Source organism: Jeotgalicoccus saudimassiliensis (assembly GCF_000756715.1).
GTDB classification, from domain to species: domain Bacteria; phylum Bacillota; class Bacilli; order Staphylococcales; family Salinicoccaceae; genus Jeotgalicoccus; species Jeotgalicoccus saudimassiliensis.
The window spans coordinates 228,421-246,468 of sequence record NZ_CCSE01000001.1; the positions used below are offsets into that span (position 1 = coordinate 228,421).

The 18,048-nt window shown below is 38.6% G+C and carries 18 protein-coding genes; 16 read left to right on the plus strand and 2 right to left on the minus strand.

Annotated elements, in window-relative coordinates; translation table 11 throughout:
• Window positions 1-108: 108 nt before the first annotated feature.
• From RZ44_RS01145 to RZ44_RS01160, 4 genes are all read left to right on the plus strand, one after another.
• Window positions 109-864, plus strand: coding sequence for a PP2C family protein-serine/threonine phosphatase (locus RZ44_RS01145; RefSeq protein WP_074431604.1), 756 nt, complete (start codon window positions 109-111; stop codon window positions 862-864).
• A gap of 75 nt (window positions 865-939) precedes the next feature.
• Window positions 940-1,647, plus strand: coding sequence for a protein kinase domain-containing protein (locus tag RZ44_RS01150; RefSeq protein WP_081962330.1), 708 nt, complete (start codon window positions 940-942; stop codon window positions 1,645-1,647).
• Between the two features lie 43 nt (window positions 1,648-1,690).
• Window positions 1,691-2,278 carry a DUF4352 domain-containing protein gene (locus RZ44_RS01155; RefSeq protein ID WP_035807576.1) on the plus strand — a complete coding sequence of 196 codons (588 nt, stop codon included), beginning with the start codon at window positions 1,691-1,693 and terminating at the stop codon, window positions 2,276-2,278.
• 62 nt (window positions 2,279-2,340) lie between these two features.
• On the plus strand, window positions 2,341-3,588 hold the full coding sequence (locus RZ44_RS01160) for a zinc ribbon domain-containing protein (RefSeq protein ID WP_035807578.1): 1,248 nt from the start codon (window positions 2,341-2,343) through the stop codon (window positions 3,586-3,588).
• A 29-nt stretch (window positions 3,589-3,617) separates the two neighbouring features.
• On the opposite strand, the gene cyoE is transcribed toward RZ44_RS01160, so the two are convergent.
• Entirely contained in the window at window positions 3,618-4,523 is a 906-nt protein-coding gene (cyoE, locus tag RZ44_RS01165) for a heme o synthase (RefSeq protein ID WP_035807581.1), read from the minus strand.
• A gap of 156 nt (window positions 4,524-4,679) precedes the next feature.
• Here cyoE and RZ44_RS01170 point away from each other — a divergent pair, with 156 nt between their 5' ends.
• The 11 genes from RZ44_RS01170 to RZ44_RS01220 all read left to right on the plus strand — a co-directional run bounded on the left by RZ44_RS01170 (window position 4,680) and on the right by RZ44_RS01220 (window position 15,311).
• Entirely contained in the window at window positions 4,680-5,039 is a 360-nt protein-coding gene (locus RZ44_RS01170) for a DUF4870 domain-containing protein (protein WP_052108713.1), read from the plus strand.
• Between the two features lie 309 nt (window positions 5,040-5,348).
• The gene (locus RZ44_RS01175; protein ID WP_231856234.1) at window positions 5,349-5,930 is read left to right on the plus strand and encodes a DUF4352 domain-containing protein; all 582 of its coding nucleotides are present in this window, start codon (window positions 5,349-5,351) and stop codon (window positions 5,928-5,930) included.
• Window positions 5,931-6,145: 215 nt separating this feature from the next.
• Complete coding sequence (locus tag RZ44_RS01180) at window positions 6,146-6,490, plus strand: DUF4870 domain-containing protein (protein WP_035807584.1); 345 nt, start codon at window positions 6,146-6,148, stop codon at window positions 6,488-6,490.
• A 225-nt stretch (window positions 6,491-6,715) separates the two neighbouring features.
• Window positions 6,716-7,498 (plus strand): Fe-S cluster assembly ATPase SufC, encoded by a 783-nt coding sequence (sufC, locus tag RZ44_RS01185; protein ID WP_035807585.1) that lies wholly within the window; start codon window positions 6,716-6,718, stop codon window positions 7,496-7,498.
• A gap of 15 nt (window positions 7,499-7,513) precedes the next feature.
• Window positions 7,514-8,827, plus strand: coding sequence for a Fe-S cluster assembly protein SufD (gene sufD, locus RZ44_RS01190; RefSeq protein ID WP_035807586.1), 1,314 nt, complete (start codon window positions 7,514-7,516; stop codon window positions 8,825-8,827).
• 20 nt (window positions 8,828-8,847) lie between these two features.
• Entirely contained in the window at window positions 8,848-10,074 is a 1,227-nt protein-coding gene (locus RZ44_RS01195; RefSeq protein ID WP_035807588.1) for an aminotransferase class V-fold PLP-dependent enzyme, read from the plus strand.
• On the plus strand, window positions 10,064-10,498 hold the full coding sequence (gene sufU, locus RZ44_RS01200; RefSeq protein ID WP_035807589.1) for a Fe-S cluster assembly sulfur transfer protein SufU: 435 nt from the start codon (window positions 10,064-10,066) through the stop codon (window positions 10,496-10,498). Before RZ44_RS01195 ends, sufU begins: the two co-directional genes overlap by 11 nt.
• A gap of 26 nt (window positions 10,499-10,524) precedes the next feature.
• On the plus strand, window positions 10,525-11,922 hold the full coding sequence (gene sufB, locus RZ44_RS01205) for a Fe-S cluster assembly protein SufB (protein ID WP_035807591.1): 1,398 nt from the start codon (window positions 10,525-10,527) through the stop codon (window positions 11,920-11,922).
• Between the two features lie 151 nt (window positions 11,923-12,073).
• Window positions 12,074-13,495, plus strand: a complete 1,422-nt coding sequence (locus RZ44_RS01210; protein WP_231856235.1) for a YfcC family protein — start codon at window positions 12,074-12,076, stop codon at window positions 13,493-13,495.
• A gap of 129 nt (window positions 13,496-13,624) precedes the next feature.
• Window positions 13,625-14,176, plus strand: coding sequence for a thioredoxin family protein (locus RZ44_RS01215; RefSeq protein ID WP_052108715.1), 552 nt, complete (start codon window positions 13,625-13,627; stop codon window positions 14,174-14,176).
• A 130-nt stretch (window positions 14,177-14,306) separates the two neighbouring features.
• Complete coding sequence (locus RZ44_RS01220) at window positions 14,307-15,311, plus strand: aldose epimerase family protein (RefSeq protein WP_035807592.1); 1,005 nt, start codon at window positions 14,307-14,309, stop codon at window positions 15,309-15,311.
• Window positions 15,312-15,400: 89 nt separating this feature from the next.
• Here the strand turns inward: RZ44_RS01220 and RZ44_RS01225 are convergent, their stop codons facing one another.
• On the minus strand, window positions 15,401-16,591 hold the full coding sequence (locus tag RZ44_RS01225; protein ID WP_035807594.1) for an ROK family transcriptional regulator: 1,191 nt from the start codon (window positions 16,589-16,591) through the stop codon (window positions 15,401-15,403).
• A gap of 133 nt (window positions 16,592-16,724) precedes the next feature.
• Here RZ44_RS01225 and xylA point away from each other — a divergent pair, with 133 nt between their 5' ends.
• Window positions 16,725-18,047, plus strand: coding sequence for a xylose isomerase (gene xylA, locus RZ44_RS01230; protein WP_035807597.1), 1,323 nt, complete (start codon window positions 16,725-16,727; stop codon window positions 18,045-18,047).
• The last annotated feature ends 1 nt before the right edge of the window (window position 18,048 follow it).

The window sequence follows — 18,048 nt, forward strand, 5'->3', positions numbered from 1 at the left end:
TATGAAATTCATTTGAAAACCAATAATTTATTATATTGACATTTATTAGGCATAATATTACAGGAAGATTACATATCTTAATAATTTGTAAAATAATAGACATACTTATTGTTAAAGTACACATTTCGTATATCATTAACTGATTCAAGTGAACAGATTACTATAGTGGCGATCGCAGATGGTATGGGTGGTCACAGTCAAGCGAAACAGGCAAGCCACATGGCTATCGAGGAACTGGAAAATCTTTGGTTCAGGATTTTCGAAACACAGAAAAAAACTAGCTTATATAAAATAATCTCACAAATTGAGAATGCAATTCCTGAACTTTTAAAAAATATCGATATTAAATTGAATGAGAATCCAGAAGATAAGATGGGAACAACACTCAGCATCTTGCTTATGGCAGAAAAATATTATTATATTGCACATGTTGGCGACGGACGAATTTATATTATGAGAGATTCAGCTGCGAAAGATATCTCTAAAACTGAGGATCTTGAATATAACAATAAATTTAATTTAATCACTGAAGATCAGTCATGGGTCAATTTACAAGTTAAACAAAATAAAATGACCCATGAAGAAGCTTTGAATCACAAGAAATCCAATTTAATATATGAATGTCTGGGTATTAAAGTCGGTGTGAATCCTTTCTATAGTTTCGGTACTTACGCAGAGGGTGATAAATTTATATTAATGACAGATGGTGTATATAAAAATCTGAGTATTGATAAAATATATAACATAATTGAAAATGAAATCGGGAATGGTGGAAAATTACAAAGTGTTGCAGATGAAATTTACGATGCACTCTTAGGTACACCCTTAGATGATGACGTTTGTTTTATTGCAGTAAATAATTAGGAAGTGAGGTGGCACTGTGGAAATAAAAGGGTATTCTAACATTAAAAAAATAATGGAAGCTGGTACAGCTGACATATATATCGTAGTGAAAAAAATGTTGAGTATATTTTAAAAATCACAAAAGTACCTTACAATTTTAATAACAAGTTGATACTGAACGAATATGATTTTTTTCAGAAATTCGATATTAAACATACTCCGGCTATCATCGAAAAAATAAACATTGATGACAGAATTGGTCTGGTTATGACCAGACTAAGAGGACTGTCACTTCAATATCTTGTTGAACACGGGTATGAATTTGATGACAAAGAAATACTTTTAATTTTAAAACAAGTCAGTTACATAATTAAAGACTTTCATAAAAATAAAATAATATATAGGGATTTAAAACCCTCTAATATTATTTATGATTTTAAAGATAAGGAAATCTCCATATGTGACTTTGGAACAGTTTACTTTGAAACTTCTATTTTGGGAAACAAACCCATTGGAACGATTGGTTTTGCATCTCCAGAACAATTTGAAAGAACTGGTTTAACTAACGATGTCGATATTTTTGCTATTGGTTCACTGGCTGTCTATCTGAAAACAGCAGGTAAGAATATTTACACAGTCAATAAAAAAGTAATGATAAAAAAAATAAAATCTAAAAAGTTAAAAAATCTTATTCATTGTTCAACTCGCAATGAAATTAAAAACAGATATAATTCTATTGAACAGCTGATTATTGACTTGGAAACGAATCGTTATGACTTTAAATTCAACAAAATATTTGGTTGATCAATAGATATATTATAAAACTTTGATAAAGAGGAGAAAAATTATGAAAAAAATATTAATTACATTTTTATCAGCTTTATTCGTTCTAGTATTAGCAGCATGTGGTTCAGAAGAAACAAATGAAGGTTCTGAAGAAGGAACAGACGACACAGAAACAGAAGAATCAGGTGATAATTCAAGTTCAGGCGATTTCCATGAAGGTGCATTCGACATCGGAGAAACTATAAATATTCAAACATTCCCATCTAAACAGCCTGTAGAGCTAACAGTAAACGATCTTCAACTAACAACTGAAGTTGAAGGGAAATCAATAGAAGATTATATAAGTAATCCATTACCTGAACAAAGATTATTAGTTGCTGATGTAACAATTACTAATAACGGAGAAGAATCAATTATTCCAGTAAGTGAGCTTCCAACTACAAAACAAGAAGATGGAAGTGGTAATGATGGCGCTAAAACTGACTTGTTTACTGAATTTGAACAGCCTGTAGAACCTGGAGATGAAATTAGCGGAACACTTGTTTTCACAACTTCAACTAGTAATAGCTATGATACTATTTCTATGAATATCAAAGATGGATTAGAAGGGCATGTATTTGTTGAAATACCAGGAATAAATGCAGAATAAAAAAAGTGCTGATAAAATCAGCACTTTTTTTATAAAGGAAATGAGAGTTTGGGGTGCTATTCTTGAAAAGAATTAATTTTATTATATTAGCAGTAATTGTTCTGGTATTAACAGCTTGCGGTACAAATCCTAAGAGTACGTTAGATGAATACAAAGAAGCGGTATTGAATGAAGACGCGGATAAACTAATTGAGCTATTAAGTGATGAGAATGTTAAAGTAACTAAAGAAGAAGCAGTGGCTCACTCTAAACTGGTTAACGAACATTATAGTGAGGAATCACTAAATAGAGCATTAGAAAAAATCATACAGAATATAGAAAATATAGAAGGCGATTCTTCTCATAATTTACCTGGAGAGTTTAAGACGATTATGGTTGTTGAAAGTGTAGATGGAGAAGTGGTTCTTTCTGTTAATCGTGAAGAGGTTAGAGCGCCCCTGGAACGTGCAATATTTACATACGAATTTAATGGTGAAGAGTTAACTGTGGGTGACAACGAAAATGACCATAGTGTCATAGATAATTTAATACCTGGAATATACAGATTCGAAGGTATGGCAGAAATGAATGGAATTGACTTTGAAATGACAGTTGATGTGAACTTTAATGAAAAAGATATTACCAGAGTCACTGACGATGCAGTAATTTTGAATTTTGCAGTCGATAATGATTTTAAAGTTGAAAATCAGAAAGCGTTTGCTGGTGATGAAGAAATCACTGACTTAGGTAATGGAAATGTGGGGTATGGTCCGATTTTTCCTAATAACACAAACGTCTATTTTACTGGTGAGTATGAAGGTCAAACAGTGAAGACTAATGTAGCCAGATTAGACTCCAAGGAACAAGGTACTAGATATGTATATGTAGAATTAAGCTATGATCAAAATGAACTGACCAGAATCGATAGGTTAATATCGGAACAAGAGGAGACTGAAAAGAAGAAAAATTATAATATTTCAAGATCAAAAAGCAGGATAACTGCATTGTATGATACTCTTGAAATTGCTTTTAAGCGAAATTCTCGAGAAGGACAGGAAAATATTCTTAAAGATAACTTTATGAATGACAATGTAACAGAGAAGGTTCTTGGTTATGTTGACAAACACTTAGATCCAGAAAACATTCCAAACATCGAAATAATAAAGCATGAACTTGTAGAACAAAATAATGATACCTCTGAATTGAAATATAATGTCGAGATAGAAATACAATCTGAAAATGAGCAAATAGTAAAAGAGCATCACCAAGTAGAATTACAGGATTCTACCGGTGAAGGAAATTTTAAAGTGAGTGATATAACATTTGAATAAAAAAAGTGCTGATAAAATCAGCACTTTTTTTATATTGTCAGCACAATCATCAGTGTAAACATGGTGATTAAATATATTAATGAGTATTTTAAGTTCATATTAGCCCAGTGCTGTTTCTGTTGGGTGCTGTAGCCTTTTACTGATAAAATGATCCAGCAGATTGTTAGCACCATCGATACAGTAAAGAAAATCCAGCCGAATGTTCCGAGCAGCAGGAAGGGAACCGGCAGCAGTGCAATGACGTAATACAGATTCTGTCTGATTGTCGCGTCAACACCGATAACGACAGGAAGCATCGGCACCCCGGCTCTCGTATAATCGTCAAGGCGTTTAATAGCGATAGCCAGCGTATGGGGAATCTGCCATATAATTAATATGTAGAATAATGCAATCGGCACGACGTGATTGGCAGGTGCAATGACTGCCCAGCCGATTAACGGCGTGAAAGCACCGGAAATGCTGCCGATAATCGTATTAATCGTATATCTTCGTTTCGACCAGAATGTGTACAGAACAACGTAGAAAAACCAGCCGAGGAATGAATAGACGGCTGCTTCAATTGTTGTCATGAGCATCATGCCGAGTCCGATTACTGTTGTCACAACAGCGGCAGTAAGTACGCCTCTTAAGGAGAAAGAACCGGTTACGGTCGGTCGGCGCTGTGTGCGGTCCATTTTTTTATCGAGATCGTATTCAAACCAGTTGTTGAACATCAGTGCACCGGAGATAACAAGTGTGCTGCCGATCATGGTTAAGAAAAACAGCAGCCAGTAATCGGTAAAATTCTCTCCATTAAAATACAAGGCCAGCCAGTATGCTGTGAAAACAGGAAATACATTGGCAACGAGCACTTTTCCTTTTAAAAGGTATTTTATGTCGGTTATTAATTTAATCAGTTTTGACGAATTGTCGGCTGAAGCATGTTTTGTATTCAAAAAGATTCCCTCACAAGTGTTGTAATCATTCACATTACATTATACCAGTAGAGTCTTATTCGTGAAATGTACGAATAGATAAATTATGTGAACTAAAATGTTTCTGTAAATATAATACAGGGTATAAATACAATCAACCGGAGGAGGAGAGTTGATATGGAGAACAAGGAACAGCAGCCCGGCAGCAGTCTGGTTCATAACGGATTCGATAAAACACTTGTCATTGTTACTTATGTGCTTATGTTCTTTACTGCAGTTATCGGACCATTGATTATATGGGTAATTAAGAAGGATGAAGATCCTGCAACAGAAGCTGTTTTACGCAATTTGTTAAACTTCGGTATTTCATACACGATTTATTTAATCATTGCAGGCTTAACGACGATAATTCTGATTGGCTATATACTGTCACCGCTTATCGGTCTTGCATTTTATATATTTATCATCATCGGTATTGTTAAATCATCGGACGGTGAGATTTACAGAGCACCGTTTACGATTGATTTTATAAAGTAAAACCCCTTTGCCAGGCAGCAGAAGCTGTCTGGTTTTTTAATTTTGTGAAAATATTTATGATAAATACTATCTCTATAGTACTTTGTAATGTTTTGATTTCATTGTTTAAAACATGCTAAAAACTATACTGTAAATAGGAGTACGGTAACTTTTATTACTATGTCAATATGACAGAGTAGCTTCAAGAAAGTAGTTTACTAAAAAAACGTGGAAATGTAAGGGGATAACAAGTATGATAAATCCATGAAAAGTTTGTACATTATACATTTATTTAGAAATAATACTATAAAACATGATAACTACTAAGGAGTGTACGTTTTGAAAAAATTAATTTTACTGGCTTTAATGAGTTCTCTGGCTTTAGCAGCATGTGGTAATGAATCGGAAGAGACAGATAATGAAGAAAGTATGGATGATTCTACTGAAGCAACGGCGGAAACTGAGGATGAAAATCAGTCAGGTGCAGTTTATGAAATTGGAGACACTGCACAAGTAGAGAGTTTTGAATGGGAAATTGAGTATGAAGTAACAGTTAATTCTTTTGATCAGGTTCCGGAATATAATGGAAAGGCTTTAGATGAATTCGTAGGTAATGCACCTGATACTGCATTTTTAGGTGTGGTAAACATGACAGTTAAAAATATTTCAGATGAACCAATAGTAATCGGTGAATATGTGTATCCTGATGTTACTCAGGGCACTAGAGAAGGCGGCGATCAATTCCTCTTTGATTTATCAGAAGAAGACTTATCAAAAGAACTGCAGCCTGATCAAGAAGCAACATTTGATTTAGTTTATTCAATGGTGACAGATGCCGAAGTCGGACAGTACAGCTTGAAGTTTGAAAATGGTATGCCTACTGAAACAGTATTTAGATTACCAATTGAGTAACAATATATACTTATAAAAGAAATTAGAGAAAATATTAAAACATCAAATTGAGAATTTTTATATAAGCAATTTCATTGGTGTTCCGGAAGTGACTGATGGCGGGCTATTTAAAATAAAGATTATCAATGATAACCGATGGGAATATTTGTGGCCGTTTTTTAGAAATGGTATAATTAAAGTATAAATTTGCTCGAAAAGAACAGGAGGAACTAATAATGAATGAATTTAATAATGAATCGAAAGCCGGTTTCGACAGCACGCTTGTTTTAGTTTCCTATGTTGTATCTCTTTTTACTGCGGTTGTAGGTCCTCTGATTATCTGGGCACTGAAAAAGGATGAAGAACCACTGACTGCGGATGCACTCCGCCACGTGGCAAACTTTGGTCTGTCTTATACGATTTATATGTTTATTGCCTGGTTAACATCGTTCATACTGATCGGACTTGTACTCGGACCGATTGTAACAATTGCATTTTACGTATTTGCAATTATCGGTATCGTTAAAGCGGTAAATGGTGAAGTGTATAAACCGCCGTTTACTATCGATATTTTCAAATAAATCAATCGTAAAATTACACTTCTAAATGATAGAGAAATCATTTAGAAGTGTTTTTGTGTTTTTGCCGGGATTAACTGGTTTGATAGGCTGAACCCTTTAAACTGCGCGACTTTTCGGGTATAATGTATAGGTGTTGTAAAGAGTCTGGTACTTTGACTATAGATTAGAATTATTATAAACTATAGAAGTATTAGAAAATCTTAAATTTCAATTGGAGGATTAGACATGGCATCTGTTTTAGAAATTAAGAATCTACACGTTGAAATAGACGGTAAAGAAATATTAAAGGGTGTTGATTTAACTATTAAGCAGGGTGAAATTCACGCTGTAATGGGACCTAACGGTACTGGTAAGTCTACACTTGCACAGGCTATCATGGGCCACCCGAGCTACGACGTTACAGAAGGTGAAGTTCTTCTTGACGGCGAAAACATTCTTGAGATGGAAGTGGACGAGCGCGCTCAGGCCGGCTTATTCCTTGGTATGCAGTATCCATCAGAAATCTCTGGTGTTACTAACTCTGATTTCCTGCGTTCTGCTATGAATGCACAGCGTGAAGAAGGCGACGAGATCAACTTAATGCAGTTCATTAAGAAATTAGATAAAAACATGGAATACCTTGAAATGGATCCGGATATGGCGACTCGCTACTTAAACGAAGGATTCTCAGGCGGAGAGAAGAAACGTAACGAAATTCTTCAGTTAATGATGCTTGAACCTAAATTCGGTATTTTAGATGAGATTGACTCCGGTCTTGATATTGATGCTCTAAGAGTAGTATCTGAAGGTATCAACAAACTTCGCGGCCAGGAATTCGGTTCTTTAATCATCACTCACTACCAGCGTTTACTTAACTACATCAAACCTGACGTTGTTCACGTAATGATGAGAGGAAAAGTAGTTAAAACAGGCGGTAAGGAACTTGCTGAACGCCTTGAAGCTGAAGGGTACGACTGGATTAAAGAAGAACTTGGCATTGACGACGTAACTGTCACTGAAGACAAATAAGACGGGAGGATCACTATGGCTACTGAATTAAATGCATTCGAACTGAATAAGGAAGAGATTATTGCTGAAGCAAACACAAGAGGCGAGTCTGAATTCCTTATCGGTAAAAGAAAAGAAGCAGTAGATAAATTTGATAGTCTTGACATGATTAAACCTGACAAGACTAAGGTAGACAAATGGGACTTCTTTAACGTTACTTCACCGGTTGTTGAGAGCAGCACATATAACTCTCTTGACGAACTTCCTGAAGGTGTTAAAGAGCTAATTGACCTTGATAACAGTAAAAATATATATGTACAGCACAACAATACACCGGCTTTCCTTCGCATCGACGAAAAGCTTAAAGCAAAAGGCGTAATTGTTGAAAACATCATTGACGCAGCAGACAATCATCCTGAACTTCTTGAGAAGTACTTTATGACTGAAGGCGTTAAAATTGATGAGAACAAACTGACAGCTTACCATGCTGCGTTGTTAAACGGCGGAGTTTTCATCTACGTGCCTAAAGACGTACACATTGAAGATCCAATCCAGATGGTAGTGCTTCATGACGACAAAGAAGCTTCATTATTCAACCATGTTCTGTTAGTAGCAGACGAAGGTTCTGAAGTGACGTATGTTGAAAACTACTTCACTAATCTTGAATCATCAACAGAGAAACTTAACATCGTTTCTGAGGTTATCGCGTTAAACAACTCCAAAGTAACTTACGGCTCTGTAGACTTCCTGCCGAAGGAAATGACTGGATACGTTAACCGTCGCGGTGTTGCTTCTGATGATGCAAACATCGACTGGGCTCTAGGCCTGATGAACGATTCAAACATCATTTACGACAACACAACTTACCTGAACGGAGACCGTTCTGAATCAGATCTTAAAATCGTAACTGTTGGACGCGGTGAAACGAAAGCAAACTTTACTACGCAGATTATCCACTACGGTAAAGACTCGAATGCACACATTCTTAAACACGGTGTAATGAAAGACAGCGCAACGAGCATCTTTAACGGTATCGGCTATATCAAGCACGGTGCAACAAGAGCTGACGCACAGCAGGAATCACGTATTCTTATGCTGAGTGAAAAAGCACGCGGTGATGCGAACCCGATTCTTCTAATCGATGAAGATGACGTTACAGCAGGACACGCAGCATCAGTCGGACGTGTTGACGAACTGCAGCTCTTCTACCTGATGAGCCGCGGTATCGAGAAGCGTGAAGCAGAGCGTCTTGTTATTCACGGTTTCCTGGACCCGGTAGTTAAAGCATTACCGATTGAATCAGTAAGAAAACAACTCAAAGAGATTATCGAGCTTAAGGTATTATCTTAAGGAAGGGAGGGCTCTGACGCATGGATATAAATAAAATACGTCAGGATTTCCCGATACTTGGAGAACAGGTAAACGGAAAAGACCTCATATATTTAGATACATCAGCAACGAGTCAGACACCATTAAAAGTAATCGAGGCAATGAACGACTATTACAGAGAGTATAACTCGAACGTTCACCGCGGTGTGCACACACTCGGAACGAAAGCGACAGATGCATATGAAAAAGCTCGTATGAACGTACGCAGTTTTATTAATGCAAAACGCTTTGAAGAAATCGTTTATACACGCGGAACTACAGCGGCAATCAACCTGGTTGCCCGCAGTTTCGGTGACCTCGTTATTGAAAGCGGCGACGAAATTGTCGTTAACGAAATGGAACACCACGCCAATATCGTACCGTGGCAGGAACTTGCCAAACGCAAAGGTGCAAAACTTGTCTTTATTCCGTTGGAAGAAAACGGCACAATTGCACTAGACAGCGTGAAAGATGCGATAAGCGCCAAAACTAAAATCGTTGCGATTACACACGTATCCAACGTACTCGGCACTGTAAATGATATTAAGTCAATTGCAGAGATTGCCCACGCGCATGATGCGTATATTTCTGTCGACGGTGCACAGGCTGTACCTCACATGGCGGTGGACGTTCAGGATCTTGACGTCGATTTCTACGCATTCAGCGGACATAAAATGCTCGGGCCTACAGGTATCGGTATTTTATACGGCAAAGCTGAGTTGCTTGATAAAATGGAGCCGATTGAATACGGTGGAGATATGATCGATTATGTTTATAAAACCGAATCGACATGGACGGACTTACCTGTGAAGTTTGAAGCGGGTACGCCGATGATTGCCGAAGCTGTCGGTTTGAACGCAGCAATCGATTATATTAACGAACTCGGTATCGATAATATTTATCAGCATGAGAAAGAACTTGTCGCATATGCTTATGACAAAATGTCTGCAATTGAGGGAATTGAAATTTACGGTCCCGGCAAGGACCAGCGTGCCGGTCTGATAACTTTCAACCTCGAAGGTGTGCACCCGCATGATCTGGCAACTGCGCTGGATTCAGAAGGGATTGCCGTTCGCGCCGGACATCATTGCGCACAGCCGCTGATGAAGTGGTGCAAGGCATCGTCGACAGCAAGAGCAAGTTTCTATATATACAACACGATCGAGGAAATCGATCAGTTTATTGAAAGTCTGGAAAAAACGAAGGAGTTTTTCTCATATGAATTTTAACAACCTGAATCAGCTGTATCGCTCAGTAATAATGGACCACTACAAAAACCCGCGTAATAAAGGTGTTATTGAAGATGGTTCGATGACAGTTGAAATGAATAACCCGACTTGCGGTGATGAGATTCAGCTCACATTGAACGTTGAAGCGGGCATCATTAAAGATGTTAAGTTTCAAGGAGAAGGCTGCTCAATTTCCATGTCCAGCGCATCTATGATGACAGAAGCTATCATGAATCAGCCTGCAGACAGAGCATTAGAAATGGCTGCTGAGTTTTCGAATATGATGCTTGGTGAGGATTTCCATATCACTGAAGATATGGGCGATATTGAAGCGCTTCAGGGAGTCAGCCAATTCCCTGCACGCATTAAATGTGCAACACTCACTTGGAAAGCACTGGAAAAAGGATTCAAGGAATCCGAATAAAATTTAGTATTGAGGAGCGATCATATATGGTTAAGCAAGCACCGGATATTGGCGATTACAAATATGGTTTCCACGATAAGGACGTTTCTATTTTCCGTTCTGACAGAGGATTAACTGACGAAATCGTCCGTGAAATATCTAAAATGAAAGAAGAGCCGCAGTGGATGCTGGACTACCGTCTTAAATCTCTGCAGCACTTCTATGACAGACCAATGCCTTTATGGGGCGGAGATTTATCGGAACTTGATTTCGATGAAATTACGTACTACGTAAAACCGTCTGAACAGACAGAACGTTCATGGGATGAAGTACCTGAGGAAATCAAACGTACGTTTGACAAACTGGGTATTCCTGAAGCTGAACAGAAGTATCTGGCAGGGGTTTCTGCACAGTATGAGTCTGAAGTTGTTTACCACAACATGGAGCAGGATCTTGAAGATAAAGGTGTTATCTTTAAGGATACTGACTCTGCACTCAGAGAAAACGAAGAACTGTTCAAAGAGCACTTTGGTAAAGTAGTGCCGTATTCTGATAACAAGTTCTCTGCATTAAACTCGGCTGTATGGTCGGGCGGATCATTCATTTACTGCCCGCCGGGAGTTAAGCTTGATACACCGTTACAGGCATACTTCCGTATCAACTCTGAAAACATGGGTCAGTTTGAGCGTACTTTAATCATCTGTGATGAAGGTTCAAGCGTTCACTACGTTGAAGGTTGTACAGCACCGACTTACACGACAAACTCACTGCACTCTGCTGTAGTAGAAATTATCGTTAAGCGTGATGCATACTGCCGTTACACTACAATCCAAAACTGGGCTAACAACGTATACAACCTCGTAACTAAACGTACTTTCGTTGATGAAAACGGAACTATGGAATGGGTTGACGGTAACATCGGTTCGAAAATTACTATGAAGTACCCGTCTATCTTCCTTAAAGGTGAAGGTGCACGCGGTATGACATTATCAATCGCTTTAGCTGGTAAAGGACAATTACAGGATGCCGGTGCCAAGATGGTTCACCTTGCGCCGAATACATCCTCAACAATTGTTTCCAAATCAATCGCTAAAGGCGGCGGTAAAGTATCTTACCGCGGTGTAGTACACTTTGGCCGTAAAGCTCAGGGTGCACGTTCAAACATCGAATGTGACACGTTAATTATGGATAACGAATCGACTTCAGATACGATTCCATACAACGAAATTTTAAATGATAACATCTCTCTTGAACACGAAGCGAAAGTTTCGAAAGTATCAGAAGAGCAGTTATTCTACCTGATGAGCCGTGGACTTGGTGAAGAAGAAGCGACAGAAATGATCGTTATGGGCTTCATCGAACCATTCACAAAAGAACTGCCGATGGAATATGCGGTGGAAATGAACCGTTTAATCAGCTTCGAGATGGAAGGATCAATCGGTTAATATATTTTATATATTCAAAACCGTCACATGCAAATGTGACGGTTTTTTGTATTTTACTGCAATGTAATGTATTATTAAAAATATTCAATTAATAAGAGTATTTTTTGTTTTACAGGGTATATATTTAAGTATAATTTCAGGGGTGATTATATTGGGAGAAAGTACTAACGTAAAAGGGAAGAGCACTAAAGACATCAGTCAGAAGTTTCCGCATACATATGCGATACTGCTGTTCATTGTAATTTTAGGAGCAGCACTCAGCTACATAATTCCTGCAGGTGAGTTTGACAGGCAGGAAGTTGATGACAGAGTAGAGGTGGTCAGCGGAAGTTTCCATGGCGTTGAACAGAGTCCGGTATCATTTATGGAGCTGGTTATGGCAATTCCGACAGGATTGAATGAAGCTTCATCTATTATTTTCTACATATTCCTTATCGGTGGAGCGTTCGGGGTAATCCGTGCAACAGGGGCTATTGAAGCAATCATTCAAAAAGTAATGAATAATGTACAAAAGAATGAAATGCTTTTAATTCCGGTTATTATGACGGTATTCTCAATTCTCGGTTTTACGACGGGAATGGCTGAGGAGACAATTATTTTCGTGCCGATTGGTATTATGCTTGCTGTAGCATTGGGCTACGATGCATTAGTCGGTACTGCGATGGTGACACTTGGTGCAGCTGCCGGCTTTGTCGGCGGTATGTTTAATCCGTTCACAGTCGGTATTGCGCACGGTATTGCTGAACTGCCTATATTCTCGGGATGGGGATTCAGAACGGTAGTTTATCTTGCAGTACTGACAGCGGGAATACTTTACGTAATGAGTTATGCTAAAAAGGTCAAAAAAGATCCAACACGCAGTATTGTTTATAATGAAAGTCAAAATGGTCAGCTGAACTTCGTCGAAGGCGAAATTGAGTATAAAAAGCTGACAAAACGTCACATTGTTATCGTTATATTATTTGCACTGACAATTGCGATTAACGTATACGGTATTTTCGTTCACGGCTGGTTCCTGACAGAACTTGCAGCCAATTTCTTCGCAGTAGGTATTATTATCGGGTTCGTTGGCGGACTGAAGCTGAATGCAATATTCGATGCATTTATCGACGGCATGAAAATTGTCGTATACGGCGCAATTATCGTCGGGTTTGCGAGAGCAATTCTTGTAGTGCTTGAATCGGGTCTGATTATTGACACGATTATTTACAGCATGAGTTCAGTATTGGATTATATTCCTAATTCACTAACTGCTCTCGGCATGCTTGCCGTACAGGTAATTATCAACTTCTTTATTCCGTCAGGTTCTGGTCAGGCGATGACGACGATGCCTGTAATGGTTCCGCTCTCGGATCTGCAAAATATTCCGAGACAGGTCGCGGTCCTGGCTTATCAGTATGGTGATGCAATCACAAACAGTATTATTCCGACATCGGCATCGTTAATGGGTGTGCTTGCAGTTGCAGGTATTCCGTATATTAAATGGGTGAAGTTCGTTTGGAAATTAGTAATTATATGGTTAATTATTGCAGCGGCAGCATTAGTCGTTGCGACACTGATCAACTTACAGTAAAACGATTGATGGACAGCATGCGCTGTCCATTTTTTTATTGTTGTAATGAAGGAAAGGTATTTAATATTTGTATGATTTACCCGGGAAGACTTATAATAGAACTAACAACTTATAAAGGCAGGGAGATTAATGGAGAACATAAAAGTATTTTACGACATCGCTTTAACGCCGGATGAGTATCGTGAAAAGCTCACAGATCTAAAAGAAGGATTCGATAAGATCTATGACGAACATACAGTTACAAAGGACAGCGACTTTGACGCTTTTAAAAACAGCGATATTAAGCTGCTCATTATCGCAGAGCCGTGGTGCGGTCACTGCATGCTGAACATTCCGGTTCTGTTCAAGCTTGCTGAAGAAGCAGGAATTGATGTGAAAGTCTCACTTAGAGATGATAACGAAGAATTAATTAATGCCTATCTTACAAACGGGAATAAAGTAATTCCTAAAGTTATCGCAATTGATAACGAAGAAAAAGAAGCGGCAGTATGGGGACCGCGTGCACCGATGACTGCAGTTATTCAAAAAGATATTATGAAAGATATGCCTGAAAAAGGTACTGACGAATACGACGCGGCATTTACAGCAGCGAAGAAAGAAATGAAAGAGAAGTTCAAAACATCTCCGGAACTGTGGGATGCTGTTGAAACCGATTTAAAACAAACGCTGGCAGTAAAATAATATAAAACAGTCTCCTCTTAAAGCCAGGCTTTAGGAGGAGATTTTTATTATATAAATATTTTTATCTGCTTGATAAAAATATGCTAAACTTTAAATCATTATATAAAGATAGATGACAGGGGATGTTTTTGTGAGTGTGACATATAAAGAACATGAGAAAGGAATAGTAGAATATATACTTAAAAATAATAACGGTATGACTGTCAGCGTAATTAATGCCGGCTGCAGTATTACAGAAATAAATGTACCTGACAGTAATGGTGACTTCACTAATGTCGTACTGAAATATGAATCGCTTGACGAGTATTTAAGTAATGATCATTTTCTCGGCGCTGTTATTGTGCCGGTTGCCGGCAGAGTGGAGAATGCATCATTTTCAATTGATGATGAAACATATTCATTTACTCCGAATGAGGGAACAAATATGCTTCACAGCGGTGATGTTAACCCGTATAACAAAATTTGGGGCAGTTCCATTAAAGACGATAAAGTTATTTTTAAATACCGGATGGGAAATGAGTACCCGGGCTGTCCGCTGTTTAAAGTCGTTTACAGTCTGTCCGATAATAACGAACTGAAACTTGAATACGAAGTGACTGCGGAATCGGCAACTGTTGCTGTTCCGACGAATCATACCTATTTCAATCTCAGCAGCTCACCGGAAGAATCTGCAGAAAACCATGTCATTCAAAGCAGTGCAAAAAGCTGGCTGAAAATGAATGAATCACTGATTCCAACTCATGTTGAACCGGCTGAAGGGCTGTTTGATTTGAGTGATGGGCGTCTGTTCAGTGAAGTGTTTAAGAGCGATGACGAACAGATTAAAATCGCAAACGGCGGATTTGATCACTACTTTATTTTTGATGAAGACGATAAGTCAGCTGTAATTACTGATATAAACAGCGGCCGGAAGATGAAAGTATCGACAACTTTTCCGGGAACGATTCTTTATACAGGGAACAACATGGATGAAAGAATCCGGCTTAAAGACAGAAAGGCGCAAAAATATGCCGGTTTTTGCGTTGAAACACAATGTACGCCTGCAGCATTAAACATTTCTTTAAATCAGGAAGTCAGAATAGAAGCGGGCGTACCGTATAAACACGAAACAGTATTCAGTTTTTCACGGGAATAAAAAGTCTGAGACATAAGTATATTTAAAATAAATAATCCGTACATCAGATTTTCCGGGGAAGTCTGACGTACGGATTTAATTTATATTACTTAAATCAAATTATTTTCTGAAGATTTTTGTCCTGTTCTTTTTAAACGATTATTTTCGTAGCGGTCGCGGTAAAGGTATTTTCTCGCAATAACAAACCCCATACCTTCTATAGTTGTATGACTGTCTTTATCTATAAATAACACTTTGGATCCCTGAATATCATCGTGGATGTCCAGATGCTCTTTAAAATGTCTCAGCTTATTGCCGATAATAATATAATCCGGACTCATTGCACGGGCAACGTTCTCAAGACCGATATTCATGTATGACGATAACTCGTTCATCGCATCAAGTGCAGCGGGATTGCGGTTATCCAGCTCTTCCAGGACCTTTGTTATGCTCTTGTCCATCTTCAGCCCCTTTTTTTCAAGAGAGTCGTAAAATGCCTGTTCGGAGGCATATCTTTCCCAGCATCCTTTTCTTCCGCAATGGCATTGTCTGCCGTTCTCCACGATAACGTTGTGACCGAATTCACCGGCCAGTCCCATTTTTCCGCGATAGAGATTCCCCGAGATAATAATACCTGTACCGATACCGATGCCGGCACTGACATATACGAGATTCGTATTCTCCGGATCTGATATGTGGTGAAGTGCACCGAGGGCACCGGCGTTCGCTTCGTTAAATGTGTTTATCGGAATACCGTTAAACACATCTTTAAATTCCTCTGACAAATCAATGTTTTTCCAGCCGATGTTCGGTGCGTGTATTATCATACCTTCCAGAGTGACAGTGGCAGGTACCGCAACGGCAACTTCGATAATAATATCGGAACTGATATTCAGTTCTTTGAGAGCCTGATTAAATGATTTTTGGAGCAGTTTTGCTATAACAGCCGTATCACTGTTGTCGATTTCAATCCGTTCTGTAAATACGGCCTCAAGATGCAGGTTCATTACCGTAAAGTATATATCGCTGCCGCCGATTTTAATGCCGGCAATATATTTTGCATCCGGATTAAATTTAAGCAGTTTTGGTTTTCGTCCGCCGCTCGACATGCCGTAGCCGAGGTCGATTATCAGGTTCTCATTAAGCAGTTCGTCTGTAATCTTTGATACCGTCGCTTTGTTCAGACCGGTCTGTTTTGCGAGCTGTGCTCTTGATATCATCTCAGTCGACGTGAGCAGTTTCAGAATTTTATTCGTATTGAATTGTTTGATGCTTTGCTGATTAACTATACTTTTATTCATTGCGCTCTCCTGTGTCTGTTTGATGAGATTTCTTAAAAGTATAGCACAAATTTCAAATTTAGTTTGACACCGGTTTCAATTACCTGTATTCTTTGTTTAACCAATAAACAAAGTATTTTCAGGAGGAACAGGAATGACTTATTTTAATCAGAAACAAATTAACTATGAAGGACCGTATTCAACGAATCCTTTAAGTTTTAAATATTTTAACCCGGAAGAAGTAATCGGCGGAAAGACTATGAAAGACCATATGAAATTCAGTGTTGCTTACTGGCACACATTCACTGAAGACCTTTCTGACCCGTTCGGCGGCGGTACTGCAGTACGTAACTGGGATCACCTTGATGGAATGGACAGAGCTAAAGCAAGAGTTGAAGCGATGTTCGAGCTTCTTGAAATTCTGAACGTTGACTATTTCTGCTTCCACGATGCAGATATTGCACCTGAAGGTAAGGACTTAAAGGAAACTAACGAAAACCTTGATGAAATCGTTGCACTTATTAAAGAGAAAATGGCTGAAACAAACAAGAAACTTCTGTGGAACACAGCAAACAACTTCTCACACGAACGTTTCGTTCTCGGTGCTGCTTCTTCTTCAAACGCAGACGTATTTGCGTACGCAGCAGCTAAAGTTAAAAAACAGCTTGATATCGCTAAAGAACTGGGCGCAAGCAGCTACGTATTCTGGGGCGGACGTGAAGGTTACGAAAGCCTGCTGAACACGGATATGAAACTTGAAACAGATAACCTGGCACGTTTCTTCAAACTTGCTAAAGCATATGCAGAGAAAATCGGCTTTGAAGGTCAGTTCCTGATCGAACCTAAACCGAAAGAACCGACATCTCACCAGTATGACTTCGACGTGGAAAGCGGACATGCATTCTTACAGAAGCATGGACTTGATGATGTTTTCAAATTCAACATCGAAGCAAACCACGCAACATTAGCGGGTCACTCGTTCCAGCACGAACTTCGTTATGCCCGTGACAACGATATGCTTGGTTCGGTGGATGCCAACCAGGGTCACCCATTATTAGGATGGGATACAGATGAGTTCCCGACAGATGTGTATGAAACTACTATGGCAATGTATGAAATTCTTAAAAACGGCGGACTTGATAAAGGCGGCCTGAACTTCGATGCGAAACCTAGACGTACTTCATTCGCACAGGAAGATCTGATTCACACTCATATCGCAGGTATGGATGCATTTGCACTTGGTCTGCGCGTTGCACATAAAATGATCGAAGATAACTTCTTTGAAAATATCGTCGATGAAAAATACAAATCTTACACTGAAGGTATCGGTCAGAAGATTGTTGAAGGTGAAACAAGCCTTGAAGAACTTGAAGCCTATGCACTGGAAAACAGCGAAATCACTAACAAATCAGATCACCTTGAACTTGTGAAATCACAAATCAACCAGTATATTCTTAATATCAACAGAGGTGTCTAAT